Here is a 16,648-nt window from a genome sequence, read left to right as displayed (position 1 = left end):
TGTGAACTAAGGATAATATGGGGACAGTACCAAAATAAATTCAAGAAAACTTATAGGGCGTTAATCAATCTAAAACCTTTTGCCAATAGCCCACATCCAACCACTGCTCAAACTTAAATCCGATTTGCTTAAAGTGACCGACCTGCTGCATTCCCATCTTGTCATGAAACTTTACGCTGGCGTCATTTGGTAAGGTGATAACGCTCATAATATTCTTAACACCACGTGTCTGTAAGTCGTTAAACAGTGCATCGTATAATCTGGAACCTACACCTTTTATTGGTGTTTCATGGTCAACATACACAGAGGACTCAACTGTAAATCGGTAAGCACTGCGTGCATTCCATCTTTTTGCATAACAATAGCCAACCACTTGTCCTTGATGCTCATACACCAACCAAGGTAGGGCGGAATCAACAACAACGCGAATACGCTCAGCCATGTCTGCATCGGTTACAGGGTGTTCCTCAAACGTACATGTCGAATGAGCAATATAATGATTGTAGATCCTAGCAATAGCTATACTGTCTGTCTCTTGAACATTTCTTATCACTTTACTCTCCTCTCTTCGTGACATTGCGCTGATAAATAATATCGTCGAACGTTTTTCCTCCGATAACATACGCCTCTTTCTCTATCGCTTTAATGTGGAATCCACATTTCTCTAGCACTCGTTCGGAGCCATGATTACCTTGCGTTACGACAGCATTAAACTTTGAGACGTCGAGTTGCGATATTCCCCAATCTAGAACGCATTTTAGCGACTCTGTAGCAATACCCATCCCTTGAAATTCGGTAAGCATGAGGTAACCGACTTCTGCAACGCGATTTGATACCTTGAACCCTGTAACACCGACTTTAGCTTGATTACTTTTTAACACAATTGTCATGCATAACCACTGATCGCTACCTGGCTGCCAAACCGGTAGTCGCTCTTCGAATCGTTGTTTAATTTCGTCCATCGAAGGGGCATCAAAACACAAACGGATAATCTCTGGATCTTGGTGTAATAGTCGGAAAAGCTTGAAGTCACTACGACCAATTTGTCTCAGCTGCAATCGAGGTGTCTCTAGAGTAAGCATGGTTAATTACCTCGGAAACACTTTTTCAAAACGCTCAAGCACCAAGTCATCATACTCACTAAATGTGATGTTCAGTTCATTCGCGTACCATTCAAAGAAACGTAGATGCGCTTGCTTCCACCATTGATAGGTCCTGTCACCTTCACCTTCTGCGTAAGCAAACGCTTCAGATACCTGATTAAACGGACAAACCTCAACCGATGTCAATTTGATGATACATATAGGATTTTGGTCCCAGTCCAAAACAACAGATAACCGCCCAACTTGAGGCAATGGTTCTTGCTCAATCTCATACCCCGCTTTTAGGCTACATGAAGCGGTTTTAATACCTTCATTAATTAGCTTCGCACATTTGTTGGCATTGTATTCATCGCCACAAAAATGCTCGGCAATCACATCTTTTATGCTTGCTCGCTCTGAGGTAGTTAACTGTTCTAAGTACTGGTTTAGAAATGTTTTCTGTTTAGGCGTCACTGCTTAACTCCTTTGCCATGACGATGACTTCAACACCCTTATTATTGAGTTGATGCCGTTTCTCCCACCCTAGTTTGGCGTAGAGCCCACCTGTCAGGTTCTCTGTTTGAAGGTAGAGTGTCTCGATACCGAGCTGTTTGGCTTCTGCTATCATTTGCTTCACTAACTGCGAGGCTACCCCTGACGCTCGACGCGATGGATGCACATAAACGCCACCCAACCAAAACTCGTAATTCTCGAAACTTGGAATTTCATTTAGTCTCAAGTGTGCGGTCGCAACCAATTCACCATCTTGCACACCGACGACACTAACAGGGATGCCGCCATTCTCGAGTAAATCATCAAGCTTGGTCGTATAGCTTTCAAGTGAATTGTTAGGATCTCTTTTCCCCCACTGATGATAATACCAATCAACAATGGTAGCCTTAAACTCAGGGTGTTCAGAGATAGTGTCGAACGTGACAGCAGATTTAGTCATATATCGCAGGATTCCATTTTTGCATTAAGATTTGCGGGTTACTAACCTCTTGATAACCAAACTGCCGATACAATCCATGAGCGTCGCTTGTCGCGAGCATGATACGTCTTAACCCTTGCAGCTCTGGGTGTTCGTCAATGGCTTTAATGAGTTGCTTACCCAACCCCTCTCCTTTTGCTTTTTCAACTACAAATACATCACTTAAATAAGCAAACGTCGCTCTATCAGTTATCATTCGAGCGAAGCCAACTTGCTCGTTAGAGGCGGTATACACACCAAAACAAAGAGAATGTTCGATGGATTTTTCGACCACGTCGAGAGGAATGCCTTTAGCCCAATAGCTGTTAGCTAACTCTCTATGGATGAGAGGAATATCTAATAAACGTTTGTCCGAGGAAATGAAATATGACATGTACAACCGTCCCTACTTGTACCAATAGGGTTAAAGGAATATACAATTACCGTTGAAAGATCAACTAGATATTATTGAGACTTTCGTTTTACATTAACAAAGATAACCACGACAAGCCCCAGTGCAAACACGATAGGCGCTCCCCATAGCAACGCATTGTGACGACTCATGGATGGTCGATAAAGAACATGTTCACCGTAACGAGCAACCATAAAGTCCTTCACTTCTTGGTTTGTTTTCCCTTGTTTGATTAATTCGAACACTTTTAGACGAATGTCTTTCGCGACCGGAGAATTTGACTCAATTAAGTTCTGATTTTGACACATTGGGCAACGTAGTGTTTTAGCCAGTTCTATCGCTTGTTTTTGCTGCTTGGGTGAATCAAATTCAAACAGTTCCACGAATTGGCTCTCCGAGCTATGAACAACTGGCGCTAGGATTGAACATAATAAGAGGAAGCCAGTGATTACGATATTCCTAAACAACATTAGTGTCTCCTACACTATTTTCACATTGCACACGCTTAATAGAGAATAACTGAGACAAGAGCATCCAAACTCCAGATAAACAAACCAACAACGCCCCAAACCATATCCATCGCACAAAAGCTTTAAACTGGATGCGAACCGCGTAGTGCTCAGCATCCACTTTATCACCCAATGATATGTATACATCGCCATCCCATTTTGGCGTCATAGAAGGCTCTGTCATGTTCATCACGCGTACGGGATAGTGCCTCTTCTCAGGATAAGCACGTTGTATTTTTGAAGGATTCGATAGTGGAGTAATTTCAATCTCAGCTTGTTCTGAACTGAACGAGCGAGCAACATAGAGGTGGGTATCAAGATAGCGCACGTTAAAATCACCAAACTCTACACTAGAACCCGGTCCTAGCTTTCTTGTCATTTCATACGAATACTCAGCATTCATCGCAGAGCCAAATGCGGCCACCGCAATTCCAACATGTGCCAATATTACTGCATACAGGCCACGATTCATCTTATGACTGTGCAATAGCCGCAGGTGAGACAGCATCACCCACACACTGCCCCAGACCGTCATAAATGCCCAAAACGACCACTCTGCACCAACATGTGCGTTATGTTGTGAGTAATACAATACGACGGCAAATGCGGCGATTAAACTGGCAAAAAACAAGACCGCCATGAGTGGGGTAAGCACTTGTTTCTCATCAGATTTCCACCGACAAAACGGTACAAAACCCATGACAAATAAAGCAAAAATTGAGAGTGGACCAAACAACAAATTGAAATACGGCGCACCCACAGAAATATTGCCTAAGCCCAAAAGCTCATACACCATAGGATAAAACGTACCAAATACCACAACCATAGTCGCCAACGTAAAAAGGTTTGCAGCAATAAGTATCAGAAAAGGTTTGGTTCGAATGTCAGTGATAGCCTTAGAATGAAGGCTATCCGAACGTAATATCAAAGAAACAAAAGCCAGAACAAAGATGATGGTTAAGATCGCCAACAAACTGAAACCTTTGGTTGGGTCGACCGCAAATGCATGAACAGAAGTCAATACGCCTGAGCGAACAATAAAGGTGCCTAGGATACTCAAGCAGAACGTAATGAATGCAAGAGAATAGGTCCAGAACACCAACTGACGGTGTTTAGCAAGCATCATAGTGTGTATTAGCGCGCAACTGGTTAACCAAGGTAGCAATGAGGCATTCTCCACAGGATCCCAGAACCACCAGCCTCCCCAACCGAGTTCGTAATACGCCCACCAAGAGCCGACAGCGATACCCGCAGTCAAAAATAGCCACGCAACCACGGCGCACACTCTTGCGCTTACCACCCATTGGGTTGAACTGGCCGAAGTTCCCAAAGACGAAGTAAACAGTGAACCCAAGGCTAGCGCTAATACCGATGCAAACCCGACATAGCCGACGTACAACAATGGCGGGTGAATGATAAGACCAATGTCTTGAAGCATGGGGTTTAAGTCTCTGCCTTGAGTTGGTATTACGGCATTTAATTCAAATGGATTAGACGCAAGCAATGTAAACCAAGCAAATATGGCGACGATAAGCTGCATTAACCACATAGCATGTCGCCTGACAGAGTCTTGAACGAAAGAAAGAGCCGCACCCCAAAGTGACAGCGTCACCACCCAGAATAGCATCGATCCCTGATGGCCACCCCAGGTGGCAGCAATCTTGTAACCAAGATGAAGTTGACTGTTTGAATTGTCTGAAACGTATTTTATTGAGTAATCATCAACAGCGAAGGCAACAGCAAGTACCACGATAGCAGCAACCGCAAATAGCATGCTTAGTAATGTCAGTAACTGCACTACTTTATCTAGGTGCAGTCTGTGTTGCAGCAGCAGTCGATAGGAGACGACTCCGCTCATGCTCGCTAAACTACTCGTGACAGCAACGACTATCAAAGTGAATAATCCAATGTACCCGATCATGTAACCTCTATGTTGTTGCCAAGAGTGAAAACGACTCTGTTACTCTTCTAAAACACACTCGATATAGATTTGTGCAGAGAGTGCTTTAGAAGATCCCCGCTTTCACGGGGATAGTATATTTAGACTACCGTCATTTGGCCTGCATAAAGCACAAACGTACGTAGCATCAAAACACCGATTAAGCTAAGGCTTGTGACGACTAGGATAAAGCCGTGGTTATGCTTTGCCTTTTCAGAACTAAAGAAGTTCATTGCCAAAGGTAACAACATACCCATACCGATAACGCCATACCAGAACCAGTTAGACCAGAATCCACCGCCGATAGCATTCCAAGCGGCCGCTTCGTTTTGACCACCACTAAAGATAAGACCGGTAAAGAAGGTAACGATGACAAACAGTTCGAACAAAACGACAGGACGTTCAAAGCTGTGTACCCATTTGACACTTGGGCTATGCGCATCTTCTTTAAACACCAAAATCCCAAACAATAGACTTGCAGCGGCACCCGACGACAGACTTGAGAACAAGAACAAAATCGGAAGCACGGGGTTGTTAAGCATTGGATAGGTTTTCAGTGCCGATAATAAGAAGCCAGTATAAGCCGCTAATACGATAGCTAAGAAACCTAAAAACAACTCCAAACCATTCTCAATTTTCTCGAACTTAATCAGAATGTTCTCTACAAAATCGAACTTGCTTCCCAAAACATCCATAATTGGCTTTCTGAAAATCATGCCAATCCACACAAACAAGACAACCATGTAGACTTGGAATAAGATCACACCCATCGACATCACTGACGTTGGGTTGAAGTAAATCATAATTTTCCAAAACTCGAGTGGCTTGGTTAAGTGGAATACCAAGATCAACAGACCAACAATAATGCCAAATGGCGCCAACCAGGCCATAGCCTTCAGGATGCCATTTTGCGCTGGATCGCCTTCTATGACTTTTCGCTTAAGATAAATCGCTATCAGTGCAGAACCCGCGGACATACCAGCCAAAAATAGATAGATCGCAATAATCCAATCCCACACAAGAGAGTCGAAATGAAAGGCAGTTTCCCAAGTACTCATACTATACCTCCCCCTTATGGAACGGAACTTTGAACAGTTTAGGCTTAGTCCCTAATTGTTCTTTATCACGGTATATCACCTTGATACTCTTCATCTTATTAATATCGCTGTTTGGATCATTCAAATCACCAAACACCAAAGCGTTAGTTGGACAACTTTCCACACACGCCGGTAACTTGCCTTCGGCTAAATTGGTGTCACGACAGAAGTTACATTTATCTGCAGAGCGAGTTTCCGGATTGAAGAAGCGCACTTGGTAAGGACATGCTGCTAAGCAATAACCACAACCTACGCATTTTTCATTGTGTACATCGATGATGCCTGTTTCTTCATCTTTATAAGCTGCACCTGTTGGGCACACATAAACACAAGGAGGGTTTTCACAATGTTGGCAGGAATCACGAGTAAATCGATACTCCACATCTGGAAACTCACCAATAGGCTCTGAGCGGTGAATTTCCAAGCGGGAAACACCTTCCGGTACTTTGTTGACTTCACGACAAGCGTCTGTACAAGCGGTACAACCAATACAGGCATTTTCATCATGCAACATGCCATAGCGCACCGCTTTTTTGGTGTCATCACTCGCTACCGACTGTCGAGAAGTTAACACTGAAGTTGTTGCCACCCCCGTGGTAAAGATGACAGCGCCTGTGCCAGCGAGGAAATTTCGTCTTGAACAACTCATATTACTTGCCCTCCTCTTCACGTTTTTCGTTGAAGTCTTTGTGGCAATCGACACACATCTTAATAGTTGCTTTGTGGTCGTAAGAAAGTACTTTCGCTTTCTCGGCATGCACTGAGTGGCAATTGGTGCAGGTTAGGTTTTTCGCATGCACATCATGAGTCCAGCTATCTTTGCGCAAATATTGCGGCTGATGACATTCGGTGCATCGGCTGTTTGCTTTGAGGATAGCTTCAGGGTCTAACCATGTTTTATCGGAACCCGGCTGAGACTGCGCAGGATGATATTTAATGACCGTAGAACCACCGTCACGGTGATCTGGACCGATATTACTGTGGCATTGAGTACAATTAACTTCGCTGCCAATGATTTCGATTGCGTCCTCTCCGTGAGAGCCAGCAAGTGTCTGTTTGGAGTCTTTGTGACACTGAACGCATTTATAGTCCTTGTCACGAATCAACTCCACCTTATGCCGTTGAGATACCCCTTCTTTTTCGAGGGCTGCTTCATCAGCTAAGGCATTGAGTGAATAACCATAGAGAGTAAATGCTAGGAGGGCCTGAAGCATTATCACCATGGTCAATTTAACATTGCCCATTGTATCCTTTCCTTAAACCCAATATTGAAGGTAAAACCTACAAAGTCAGATTAATAATTAATAACTTTCCTCTAGTAATTACTTGAATTAAGTCATTACCAACGAAATGTAATCAATTCTTATTTAGGATGAGCCACAACGCTTCACATGACGATCATAGTTTCCGATGTGTTATTTGCCTATCACTTTAGAGGTAATTAGTGAGCAATATCACTAATGTTTGTGTGTGAATTTTTACATAACTTCCATTTAAAAATGATAATTAATATCATCACAAATAAGGACGCATACCCCTTTAGGGTTAGTTGAAAATAGATGTGAACTCAATCACTTAGATAAATTGATCTAAAACAGTAAACGCCCCGACATGTAATTAAGTATTAATGGATATGAGCTAATATTAACAGGTCTTAATAAGATAAGACGTCTCCAAATCTTATTTAGGGAAATAGCCCCACAACGCATTTCAAAAATTAGAATATGGAGATAACACTGTGAAAAAGCACTGGATTCTAAGTTCCGTTGCTGCAATAGCTCTATTAGGCGCCGCGAGTGTGCCAGCTTATGCAGCATCAGAAGAAGGGTTGATTGACCCTCGAAATCAAGCATACGAAAAAGATCATCCCGATCAATATAAAACGTGGAAAGAAACAAGTGAAAGTGAAGAAATAGAAGATGCGTTAGCGCATGACCCTAATATGGTCATCCTATGGGCAGGCTATGGCTTTGCTAAAGACTATAATAAGGCGCGCGGTCACTTTTATGCGTTAGACGATGTAAGACAAACACTGAGAACAGGCGGTCCAACAGATCCTAAATCAGGCCCTATGCCGATGGCATGTTGGAGCTGTAAAAGCCCAGATGTTGGTCGTGTGATCGATGAACGTGGCGAAGATGGCTACTTTGAAGGCAAATGGGCAAGACTAGGTGCAGAAATCTCTAACCCTATAGGCTGCGCTGACTGTCACGATACTCGGAGTGACGCGTTTAAAAACGGCGAGCCTGCATTGGCAATCGCAAAGCCGTATGTAGAACGTGCATTCGAAGCTATTGGCAAGAAGTTTGACGAACAATCTCGCTTAGACCAGCAAGCATCTGTCTGTGCTCAGTGTCACGTAGAGTACTACTTCACTGGCCCAACGAAAGCGGTTAAGTTCCCGTGGGATATGGGAACAACTGTTGGTGAAATGGAAGAGTACTACGATGCATTGAACTTCAAAGATTGGCAACATGCTGTTTCTAAAGCGCCAATGCTAAAAGCTCAACACCCAGGATACGAAACTTGGCGTGATGGTATCCACGGTAAGAACGGTGTAGTCTGTGTTGACTGTCATATGCCTAAAGTGACCAAAGAAGATGGTACGGTCTTTACTGACCACAAAGTTGGTAACCCATTTGATCGCTTCGAAGATACTTGTGCTAATTGTCACACTCAAACGAAAGAGCAATTACAAGGCATCGTTTCAACGCGCAAAGCTCAGGTTCTTAATATGAAGCTTACCGCTGAAAAGCAAATCGTTGCCGCTCACTTTGAAGCTGGTGCTGCATGGGATGCAGGTGCGACAGAAGAAGAGATGAAACCTATCTTGATGGATATTCGTCATGCACAATGGCGCTGGGACTATGCCATCGCTTCTCATGGTGTGCATATGCACGCTCCAGAAGTGGCACTTGAGGTGCTTGGTACATCAGTAGACAAAGCAGCAGATGCACGTGCGAAACTTATCCGACTGCTTGCTAAGAAAGGCATCACTGATCCGGTAGAAATCCCTGATATCTCAACTAAAGAGAAAGCTCAAGCAGCATTAGGTATGGATATGGATAAGATGAACGCTGAGAAACAACACTTCTTAGAAACCGTCGTACCTGAGTGGGACAAAGAAGCAGAAGCAAGAGAAGCGAAGTACTAATATTTCACTAATATGATTCTGTGATCTATTCGATTATTAGTTAAAGCCCCAACCACTTAGTTGGGGCTTTTTGCTACCATTAAGTCTATGACTATCAGACACCTAAATTGGCGCTCTATGAAAAAGCATCTCGCACTTGTTCTCTGCGTAGTAAGCTCTCCCCTACTTGCAGGCACTTACAACAGCGTTTCTGTCGGCACAACTAGTGACGGTGGTTTTGGCGTAGGTCTTTATCACGATCGTAATTTAAGCTTCGGCTTTTACAGCAACTTGGCTGGTGGAACGGGCCCTAACAATGATGATTTCGCTCTTAATGTGGGTCTAGTAAAATCTTTGAGTGAGAATTTTGTCGGTTATGTTGGTGCCGGAATTGCCAACCGAAGCGAAGAGCAGTTCAATGGTTCTCCAATCAAAACTTATGACTCATCACTCCGTTTTAATGGCAATATTGGATTGTTGTTTAAAACTGGCGTCACCGGTTTCACCGCTGATGTAGGTTATAACACCGGTCTTGAGGCTGCTTACTTTGGTGTAGGCTACACCTATTAGTGGCTACCAGTAATTTTCACTCGCAAAATTACCCGGCTTACGACGCAGATGTTTAGTAAGTCCTAGCTCTAGCAGTGTCTCACTTGTATCTTTGACCATTGCAGGGTTTCCACAAATATATACAAAGCTGTCTGGCGCACTCAGCGCTAAGCCCACCTGTTTCTGAACCTCCCTATTAAGTAGTAACTCGGGAATTCGACCTCTAAGACTAGTGGGATGCGCTTCTCTTGACACCACAGAAACGAAATGAAACTTGTCGCCCAACGCGTTTTTCGCGCATTCGATAGAGTCTGAGTATACTAATTCACTTTGGGTTCGGACGGCGTGGACAAGAACGATGCTATCAAAGCGTTTGGCAATCGAGTCATCTTCTAAAATAGAGAGAAAGGGACCAATCGCCGTACCGGTAGAGAGCATCCAAAGCGCTTTGGCATAATCCGGTATTTCTTCTAGAGTCATAAAACCCGAAGGCTGTTTACCGACAAACAGTTTGTCTCCCACCTCTAGGTCGTTTAATTTCGGCGACAGTTGACCGTTGTCATCGGCAATGATGAGAAACTCCAGATGATCTTTGCCATAAGGATGTTTCGGGTGATTCACCATAGAATAAGCTCGACGAACCCATTCGCCGTCTGAGTTCAGTAAACCCAATTTAGTAAACTGACCAGCGACATAAGTCTCTATCGATGCTGCCACTTCAAGGCTGAAGAGCTTTTCTGTCCACTGCTTCTTAGCGAGTACACGCCCTTCAACCAAACCGTTAGGAACCAACACATTATCTATGTTCGCCATACTTTACCTCCGATGAAGAAAACATAAGCTTCTGTTCATCATAGAGCTAAATCCGACAAAATTTAAACTACAGTTTATGAGGGAATTAGGACTTTCGAACCATTTCATCATAGATTTAAATAACAGATGAAAGAAATTCTCAACTTTCCGGTCTAACTATATTGTGTGTCGTAAAAAGGATGTGTTAGTGACCATGAAACCTTGTTTTCCAGCTGTGCCACTAGATGTGCCTAGCGAAAGTCCAGTTCGCTACTGGTTGCACGAATACCAACATCGACTACTTGAATTTACCGACATGGAACGCAAGGCACTTTCACGCCTTTTGCCATTGCTAGTATGTGGTGAACAATCTTCTCAATGGGTGTTTTACAACGAATCAGTGAGGCAAAAAGAAAGTCCCTTAGCAATTGCCGCCAACGATTTTGAGCGTATCGTTGCCGATGAGAAATACCATGAAGAGGCTCTAGAGTGGGTTCGTCATCAAATTGAAGAACCTGCAGATATACTTGCAATAAAAAGACGCAGCCAGCGATTCTTTGCCTCATTGGGAGCAAGAAAAACATTCGAAGAGCACTTTGCTCAAATCGCTTGTTTGGATGCCCTAGTGTGTAAGTTGATGCTGTTTATTGAGAAAGGCTCTTTGGGACCACATCATCCTTTTACTCTCCTTTGCCGCGCCATCAAACAGGATGAGGCCAGGCATGTCTCTGTATCGAAGCTTCACGCCATAGAACTTGGATACGATAAATCTCGATGGCGTGAGCTGAACATCAACATCTCAGACAAGCTATATGAGCTACTCAATACCGAACGTGACGCGTTTGAAGTACTTGGAGTAAATCTAGACATGATTTTCGAGACTAAAGAGGGATAATTTATGACTGCAACTTTTCTACCCGGGCGCGTTTCACTGCTTGCCGCCAGCCATCAATTTCCCGAACAACACTTATCAAATGGGGAACTACTCGGAGCACTTGAGCAACTTTCCGGAAAACGCTTTGCCAGAGTGGCAGCAAGGATAGTGCCTTTTCTAGGCATTGAAGGTCGTCATTTTTCACGCAGCATTCAGACTCATACTAGCGAGCCAAATCCGAGCAACTCTGATCTTGCAGTTCATACCATTAAAGATTTGCTCGCAAACTCTCAACATACTCTCTCTGATATTGATTATCTTATTGGCCATACGACAACGCCAGACACTCAGCTTCCTCCCAACATCGCATGGGTAGCCGAAAAGCTTCGATACCAAGGTCCGTTTATGGAACTGCGACAAGCTTGTACTGGTTTCGCAAGTGCTTTACAAATCGCCATTCCGCGCCTTGCTATGCTCAACAAACCCATCGCCATCGTGGGTAGCGAAACAGGGTCAGTGTATTTCGATTACGACAAAGGTTTTCTCGACCAGTCTCAATTGGTGAATTACATGCAAATGGGAGACGGTGCTGGAGGGGTCATTATTGGACCTGAGACAAGCGAAGGAATAGGTACGATATCGCACTGTTTCACTGGTCAAATTGGTATAGATAAGTCACCGGGTTTATCTCTCGACGGCGGCTCTGCATCTGTTTACACTCAAGCGGGAAAGGCGCGCTTTCATCATAGCGCAACCGATGTCCGTAAAAGTGGCGAAGCCTTGTTTCAAGCGAGTATTCTCGCGCTGAGAGAGCAAGGTTTTGAGTTGGACGATTTTGACTACATCATCCCCCACCAAGCAAGTGGGCGAATCGATAGTATGCTGGCTGAAGCTTTGGATATAGACCCGAGTAAGATCATCAATGATGCTAAACATTGGGGAAATCTGGGCTCTGCTGCAATTTGGTGTAGTTTTTCGAATCTAGTTCATCGCGACAAGCTTAGGGCGGGAAGTAAGGTCGTTATTCTAGGCGCAGAGGCCACCAAATATATGTATGGTGGCTTTATCTATACGCACAAAAGTTGAGGCTCTAAAGATTATTACCAGTAAGTATTTAGTTGCCGCTCATGCGTTTCGCTTGATTAATTTTCTCAATAATAGCCGCTCTATCAATCCCTGGTCGATTGGAATCAAGGATTTTCGTCCAAATTTCAATCGCTTTGTTGTGTTCTGAATGTAGAAAATAGTCAGACGCAACAAGTAGCAATGCGGTGTCGTTGTACTCATCCATTTCGAGTGCTTTATCAAGAAACTGCTGCACTTCAGGGGTGATCGTTTGCGACTCATCAAAGTACTTCGCCGTCGCTATTGCCGCATACTGACCAGCGTAAGGGGTCTCAGACAGTCGAATTGAGTAGTCAAAACAAGTAATCGCCGCATCAAACTCAGAGCTTTGCATATAAAGCTGCCCTAACCTAAACCAATCTTTCGCATCATTAGGGTTCTGTTTTAGTGCTTGCTGCAGTTCTTGCATCATGGATTCACCATTTTTAAATGGTGCAGCAAGTTCGAGCTCAGGGAGTGTATTGCGCATTTGTGACCAAATACCCAAAGAAATACCACAGACGAGGACGCTAGCGGCAGCAGAAAACAAAAAACGTTGTTTACGGCTACCTAGGCTTTTTAGACTCAGCAACGCGATAATGAAAACGACAATGCCGCAAAGTAAAGCGAATAGATAGATATTGAAGGACAATGCTTGTTACTCAAGATAAAAAAGAACCGACATTATATCGGTTCCCGTTAAGATTCACTGTGAGTTCGTGGTCGTTTTCTAGAACACTCGGCGTTTTAGCCCAGCTCTTTCGAGGATTCTGGTTGAAATTTCTTCAACGGATAATGAAGACGTATTGATGTACGGAATTGCTTCTCGTCTAAATAAAGACTCCACACTTGCCAGCTCTTGAAGACACTGCTCAGTACTTGCGTAATCACTGCCTGCCAATCGATTTTCTCGTATTTCAGTTAAACGCTCAGGATCAATGGTTAAACCAAACAGTTTGTGACGATGAATTTCAAATTCTGGCATCAATCGAAGACGCTTAATATCGTCATCGATAAAAGGATAATTCACCACACGCAAACCGAATTGCATGGCTAGATAAAGACTTGTTGGTGTTTTGCCGCTACGAGAGACACCGAGCAGTATTATATCAGCTTGATCAAGGTTCTTGAGTGAAATCCCATCGTCGTGAGCAAGGGTATATTCAATTGCTGCAATACGATCAAAGTACTTATCCGTATCCTTCCCCACGCTGTGAGAACGTTGCAATTTAGGTTTCGGTTCTAGCTGCAAATCGTCCTTCACTTGCGCCACTATACTTTCCAACACATCGTAGCAATACGCAGAAGACTGCATAAGACCTGTGCGAATTTCAGGTACAACAATGGAGAAAAACACTAACGGTTTTACACCGTTGCGTTCATAAGATTGATTAATTTCCCTAATGAGTTCATCAAGCTTATGTGCGCTTTCGACAAATGGAAACGTTTTCTCATTCGCAGTGAACGGAAACTGTCCTAAAACCACGTGTCCCAATGTCTCGCAAGTAATCGCTGTTCCGTCAGAAACGTAGAACACGTCACGACTTTGACCATTATTTTTCATTTTTTATTTAATTTTTCAAAAAAATTTAAGTAGGATGCATTACATAATATCGATAACAAACCCTAGCATTCAATAACGTTCCCCCACAGTTTTGAAAAATAGTTAACTATTTTTTTACTGAATACGTAATCGATTGCTATATCCTACAGCTGCAATGTTTCTGGAGATAGACATGCAACAAAACAACACCCTTTGGTTCAATGGCCTGTCCATGGACGATGTCGATAAGGTCGGCGGTAAGAATGCTTCACTGGGCGAGATGGTTTCCAATCTTGCTAATGCGGGAGTGTCAGTACCGAATGGCTTTGCGACGACGTCTTATGCCTTCAACCAGTTCCTCGATTTCGAAGGATTGGATGAGCGCATTCATGGCCTACTAGACGAACTTGATGTTGATGATGTTGACGCACTGCGTAAGACAGGCGCAACCATCCGTCAATGGGTATTAGAAGCCCCATTCCCTGCTGACCTAGAGCAGGACATTAGAGAAAATTACCAAGAACTCATTGAAGGTAACACAGAGCTATCTGTAGCAGTTCGCTCTTCTGCGACTGCGGAAGACTTACCAGATGCCTCATTTGCTGGCCAGCAAGAAACATTCTTAAATGTAAAAGGCATCGAGGCCGTTCTTGAAGCTACTAAACACGTATACGCTTCGCTATTTAATGACCGTGCGATTTCGTATCGTGTCCATCAAGGTTTTGACCACCGCGGTATCTCACTATCGGCTGGTATTCAGCGTATGGTGCGTTCTGATCAAGCATCATCCGGCGTGATGTTCACCTTAGATACTGAATCTGGCTTTGACCAAGTCGTGTTCATTACATCGGCTTGGGGTCTAGGTGAGATGGTCGTTCAAGGCGCCGTTAACCCAGATGAGTTTTACGTCCACAAACCGCTTCTTGAACAAGGACAAGCGCCGATTGTTAAAAAGACCTTCGGCTCCAAACTCATTAAAATGGTGTACTCCAACAATCAAGAAATTGGTAAACAGGTCGACATCATTGACACGTCTGATGCAGAGCGTAACCAGTTCTCGCTAACTGATGAAGAAATCAAAGAACTTGCTAAACAAGCGATGATCATCGAAAAGCACTACCAGCGTCCAATGGACATTGAATGGGCAAAAGATGGCATTGATGGCAAGCTCTACATCGTTCAGGCACGCCCAGAAACAGTATGCTCTCAAAGTGAACAAAATGTCATCGAACGTTTCCAACTGAACAACAAAGCAGACGTGTTAGTCGAAGGCCGAGCTATTGGCCAACGCATCGGTACAGGTCCAGTTAGATTGGTCGATTCACTTGACCAAATGTCACTGGTTCAAGAAGGAGACGTGCTAGTGACTGACATGACCGACCCTGATTGGGAACCTGTCATGAAAAAGGCCTCTGCAATTGTCACCAACCGAGGCGGCCGTACTTGCCACGCTGCAATCATCGCTCGTGAACTAGGTATCCCAGCTATCGTTGGTTGTGGTAACGCAACAGATAGCCTTGCCGATGGCGCGACCGTAACTGTTTCTTGTTCAGAAGGCGAAACGGGCTACGTTTATCAGGGAGAGCTTGAGTTTGAAGTACGACGCTCAGCCGTTGACGAATTGCCTCTTCTACCGACCAAAGTAATGATGAACGTTGGTAACCCAGATCGTGCCTTTGACTTCGCTCAAATCCCTAATGAGGGCGTAGGTCTAGCGCGTCTTGAGTTTATCATTAACAAAATGATAGGGATTCACCCGAAAGCCCTACTTAACTTCGACCAGCAATCTCCAGAGCTACAAGCTGAAATTACTCAGCGCATTCGCGGCTACGATGACCCGATCGATTTCTATGTGAGCAAACTCACTGAAGGTATTGCTACGATTGCCGCTGCTTTCTGGCCTAAACGTGTGATTGTTCGTATGTCTGACTTTAAGTCGAATGAATACAGCAACCTCGTCGGTGGTAAAGCATTTGAACCACACGAAGAAAACCCTATGCTTGGCTTCCGCGGTGCGTCTCGCTACATTTCACCGGTATTCGAAGATTGCTTTGAGTTAGAAACTCGCGCATTAAAACGTGTACGCAATGAAATGGGCCTAAAGAACGTTGAAATCATGATTCCATTCGTGCGAACACCAAGTGAAGCTGCCCAAGTTATCGACTTACTGGCTAAGTTTGAACTGCGCCGTGGAGAACAAGGTCTTAAGGTCATTATGATGTGTGAACTACCTTCAAACGCAGTTTTAGCTGACGAATTCCTTAAGTATTTTGACGGCTTCTCCATCGGTTCAAACGATATGACACAATTAACACTTGGCTTAGACCGAGATTCTGGAGACGTGGCACATCTGTTTGACGAACGTAACCCAGCAGTCAAAGCGATGTTGAAAATGGCTATCGATGCAGCAACACAAGCTGGCAAATATGTCGGCATCTGTGGTCAAGGTCCTTCCGACCATGACGATTTAGCAGAATGGCTAATGGAACAAGGCATCAGCTCAGTATCCCTGAACCCAGATACTGTTATTGATACCTGGTTGAAATTGGGTAATGTTGCTAAGCAATAAATAGCTGCACGTTATGACTAAGCCAGAGCCGTTTGCTCTGGCTTTTTTGTTAGCAGAATGCCTGTTTTGGTTAGT

Annotated in this window: 18 protein-coding genes; 5 read left to right on the top strand and 13 right to left on the bottom strand. The window is 44.0% G+C overall.

Annotation, left to right across the window (positions count from 1 at the left end; genetic code table 11):
• Window positions 1–64: 64 nt before the first annotated feature.
• From L2W36_RS09185 to nrfB, 10 genes are all read right to left on the bottom strand, one after another.
• On the bottom strand, window positions 65–553 hold the full coding sequence (locus L2W36_RS09185) for a GNAT family N-acetyltransferase (RefSeq protein ID WP_006074211.1): 489 nt from the start codon (window positions 551–553) through the stop codon (window positions 65–67).
• A gap of 1 nt (window position 554) precedes the next feature.
• Window positions 555–1,082, bottom strand: a complete 528-nt coding sequence (locus L2W36_RS09180; RefSeq protein ID WP_236109854.1) for a GNAT family N-acetyltransferase — start codon at window positions 1,080–1,082, stop codon at window positions 555–557.
• Window positions 1,083–1,088: 6 nt separating this feature from the next.
• The gene (locus L2W36_RS09175) at window positions 1,089–1,556 is read right to left on the bottom strand and encodes an ASCH domain-containing protein (RefSeq protein ID WP_031496394.1); all 468 of its coding nucleotides are present in this window, start codon (window positions 1,554–1,556) and stop codon (window positions 1,089–1,091) included.
• Entirely contained in the window at window positions 1,546–2,034 is a 489-nt protein-coding gene (locus L2W36_RS09170) for a GNAT family N-acetyltransferase (protein ID WP_038168298.1), read from the bottom strand. The genes L2W36_RS09175 and L2W36_RS09170 overlap by 11 nt, the downstream gene beginning before the upstream one ends.
• Complete coding sequence (locus tag L2W36_RS09165; protein ID WP_006074218.1) at window positions 2,027–2,446, bottom strand: GNAT family N-acetyltransferase; 420 nt, start codon at window positions 2,444–2,446, stop codon at window positions 2,027–2,029. The genes L2W36_RS09170 and L2W36_RS09165 overlap by 8 nt, the downstream gene beginning before the upstream one ends.
• A 71-nt stretch (window positions 2,447–2,517) precedes the next feature.
• Window positions 2,518–2,934 carry a cytochrome c-type biogenesis protein gene (locus tag L2W36_RS09160; RefSeq protein WP_124939758.1) on the bottom strand — a complete coding sequence of 139 codons (417 nt, stop codon included), beginning with the start codon at window positions 2,932–2,934 and terminating at the stop codon, window positions 2,518–2,520.
• Window positions 2,924–4,894, bottom strand: a complete 1,971-nt coding sequence (locus L2W36_RS09155; protein ID WP_107306846.1) for a heme lyase CcmF/NrfE family subunit — start codon at window positions 4,892–4,894, stop codon at window positions 2,924–2,926. The genes L2W36_RS09160 and L2W36_RS09155 overlap by 11 nt, the downstream gene beginning before the upstream one ends.
• 119 nt (window positions 4,895–5,013) lie before the next feature.
• Window positions 5,014–5,970: a cytochrome c nitrite reductase subunit NrfD gene (nrfD, locus tag L2W36_RS09150; protein ID WP_006074224.1), complete on the bottom strand. Its 957-nt coding sequence runs from the start codon at window positions 5,968–5,970 to the stop codon at window positions 5,014–5,016.
• Window position 5,971: 1 nt separating this feature from the next.
• A complete protein-coding gene (nrfC, locus tag L2W36_RS09145; protein WP_006074225.1) occupies window positions 5,972–6,658 on the bottom strand; it encodes a cytochrome c nitrite reductase Fe-S protein in 687 nt (228 codons plus the stop codon).
• A 1-nt stretch (window position 6,659) separates the two neighbouring features.
• Complete coding sequence (gene nrfB / locus L2W36_RS09140; RefSeq protein WP_236109853.1) at window positions 6,660–7,253, bottom strand: cytochrome c nitrite reductase pentaheme subunit; 594 nt, start codon at window positions 7,251–7,253, stop codon at window positions 6,660–6,662.
• Window positions 7,254–7,747: 494 nt separating this feature from the next.
• Between nrfB and nrfA the strand changes: the two genes are divergently transcribed.
• Complete coding sequence (gene nrfA, locus L2W36_RS09135; RefSeq protein WP_006074229.1) at window positions 7,748–9,163, top strand: ammonia-forming nitrite reductase cytochrome c552 subunit; 1,416 nt, start codon at window positions 7,748–7,750, stop codon at window positions 9,161–9,163.
• Window positions 9,164–9,280: 117 nt separating this feature from the next.
• Window positions 9,281–9,712: a hypothetical protein gene (locus L2W36_RS09130; RefSeq protein WP_006074231.1), complete on the top strand. Its 432-nt coding sequence runs from the start codon at window positions 9,281–9,283 to the stop codon at window positions 9,710–9,712.
• Window positions 9,713–9,715: 3 nt separating this feature from the next.
• Here L2W36_RS09130 and L2W36_RS09125 read toward each other — a convergent pair whose 3' ends face one another.
• Window positions 9,716–10,504 carry a ferredoxin--NADP reductase gene (locus L2W36_RS09125; protein WP_006074233.1) on the bottom strand — a complete coding sequence of 263 codons (789 nt, stop codon included), beginning with the start codon at window positions 10,502–10,504 and terminating at the stop codon, window positions 9,716–9,718.
• A gap of 187 nt (window positions 10,505–10,691) precedes the next feature.
• Here L2W36_RS09125 and L2W36_RS09120 point away from each other — a divergent pair, with 187 nt between their 5' ends.
• Together L2W36_RS09120 and L2W36_RS09115 are read left to right on the top strand one after the other, a co-directional pair.
• Window positions 10,692–11,378: a hypothetical protein gene (locus L2W36_RS09120; RefSeq protein ID WP_062459642.1), complete on the top strand. Its 687-nt coding sequence runs from the start codon at window positions 10,692–10,694 to the stop codon at window positions 11,376–11,378.
• Between the two features lie 3 nt (window positions 11,379–11,381).
• On the top strand, window positions 11,382–12,443 hold the full coding sequence (locus tag L2W36_RS09115) for a 3-oxoacyl-ACP synthase III family protein (RefSeq protein WP_236109852.1): 1,062 nt from the start codon (window positions 11,382–11,384) through the stop codon (window positions 12,441–12,443).
• Between the two features lie 28 nt (window positions 12,444–12,471).
• Here the strand turns inward: L2W36_RS09115 and L2W36_RS09110 are convergent, their stop codons facing one another.
• Complete coding sequence (locus tag L2W36_RS09110) at window positions 12,472–13,113, bottom strand: TPR domain-containing protein (protein ID WP_051868346.1); 642 nt, start codon at window positions 13,111–13,113, stop codon at window positions 12,472–12,474.
• 78 nt (window positions 13,114–13,191) lie between these two features.
• Window positions 13,192–14,025: a posphoenolpyruvate synthetase regulatory kinase/phosphorylase PpsR gene (gene ppsR, locus L2W36_RS09105; protein WP_006074241.1), complete on the bottom strand. Its 834-nt coding sequence runs from the start codon at window positions 14,023–14,025 to the stop codon at window positions 13,192–13,194.
• 154 nt (window positions 14,026–14,179) lie between these two features.
• Here ppsR and ppsA point away from each other — a divergent pair, with 154 nt between their 5' ends.
• A complete protein-coding gene (ppsA, locus tag L2W36_RS09100) occupies window positions 14,180–16,573 on the top strand; it encodes a phosphoenolpyruvate synthase (protein ID WP_038230382.1) in 2,394 nt (797 codons plus the stop codon).
• Window positions 16,574–16,648 lie beyond the last annotated feature (75 nt).

Origin of the sequence: Vibrio sp. McD22-P3 (genome assembly GCF_021568915.1) — a bacterium.
GTDB classification, from domain to species: Bacteria; Pseudomonadota; Gammaproteobacteria; order Enterobacterales; family Vibrionaceae; genus Vibrio; species Vibrio mediterranei.
This window is presented reverse-complemented; position numbering and strand designations above follow the sequence as displayed.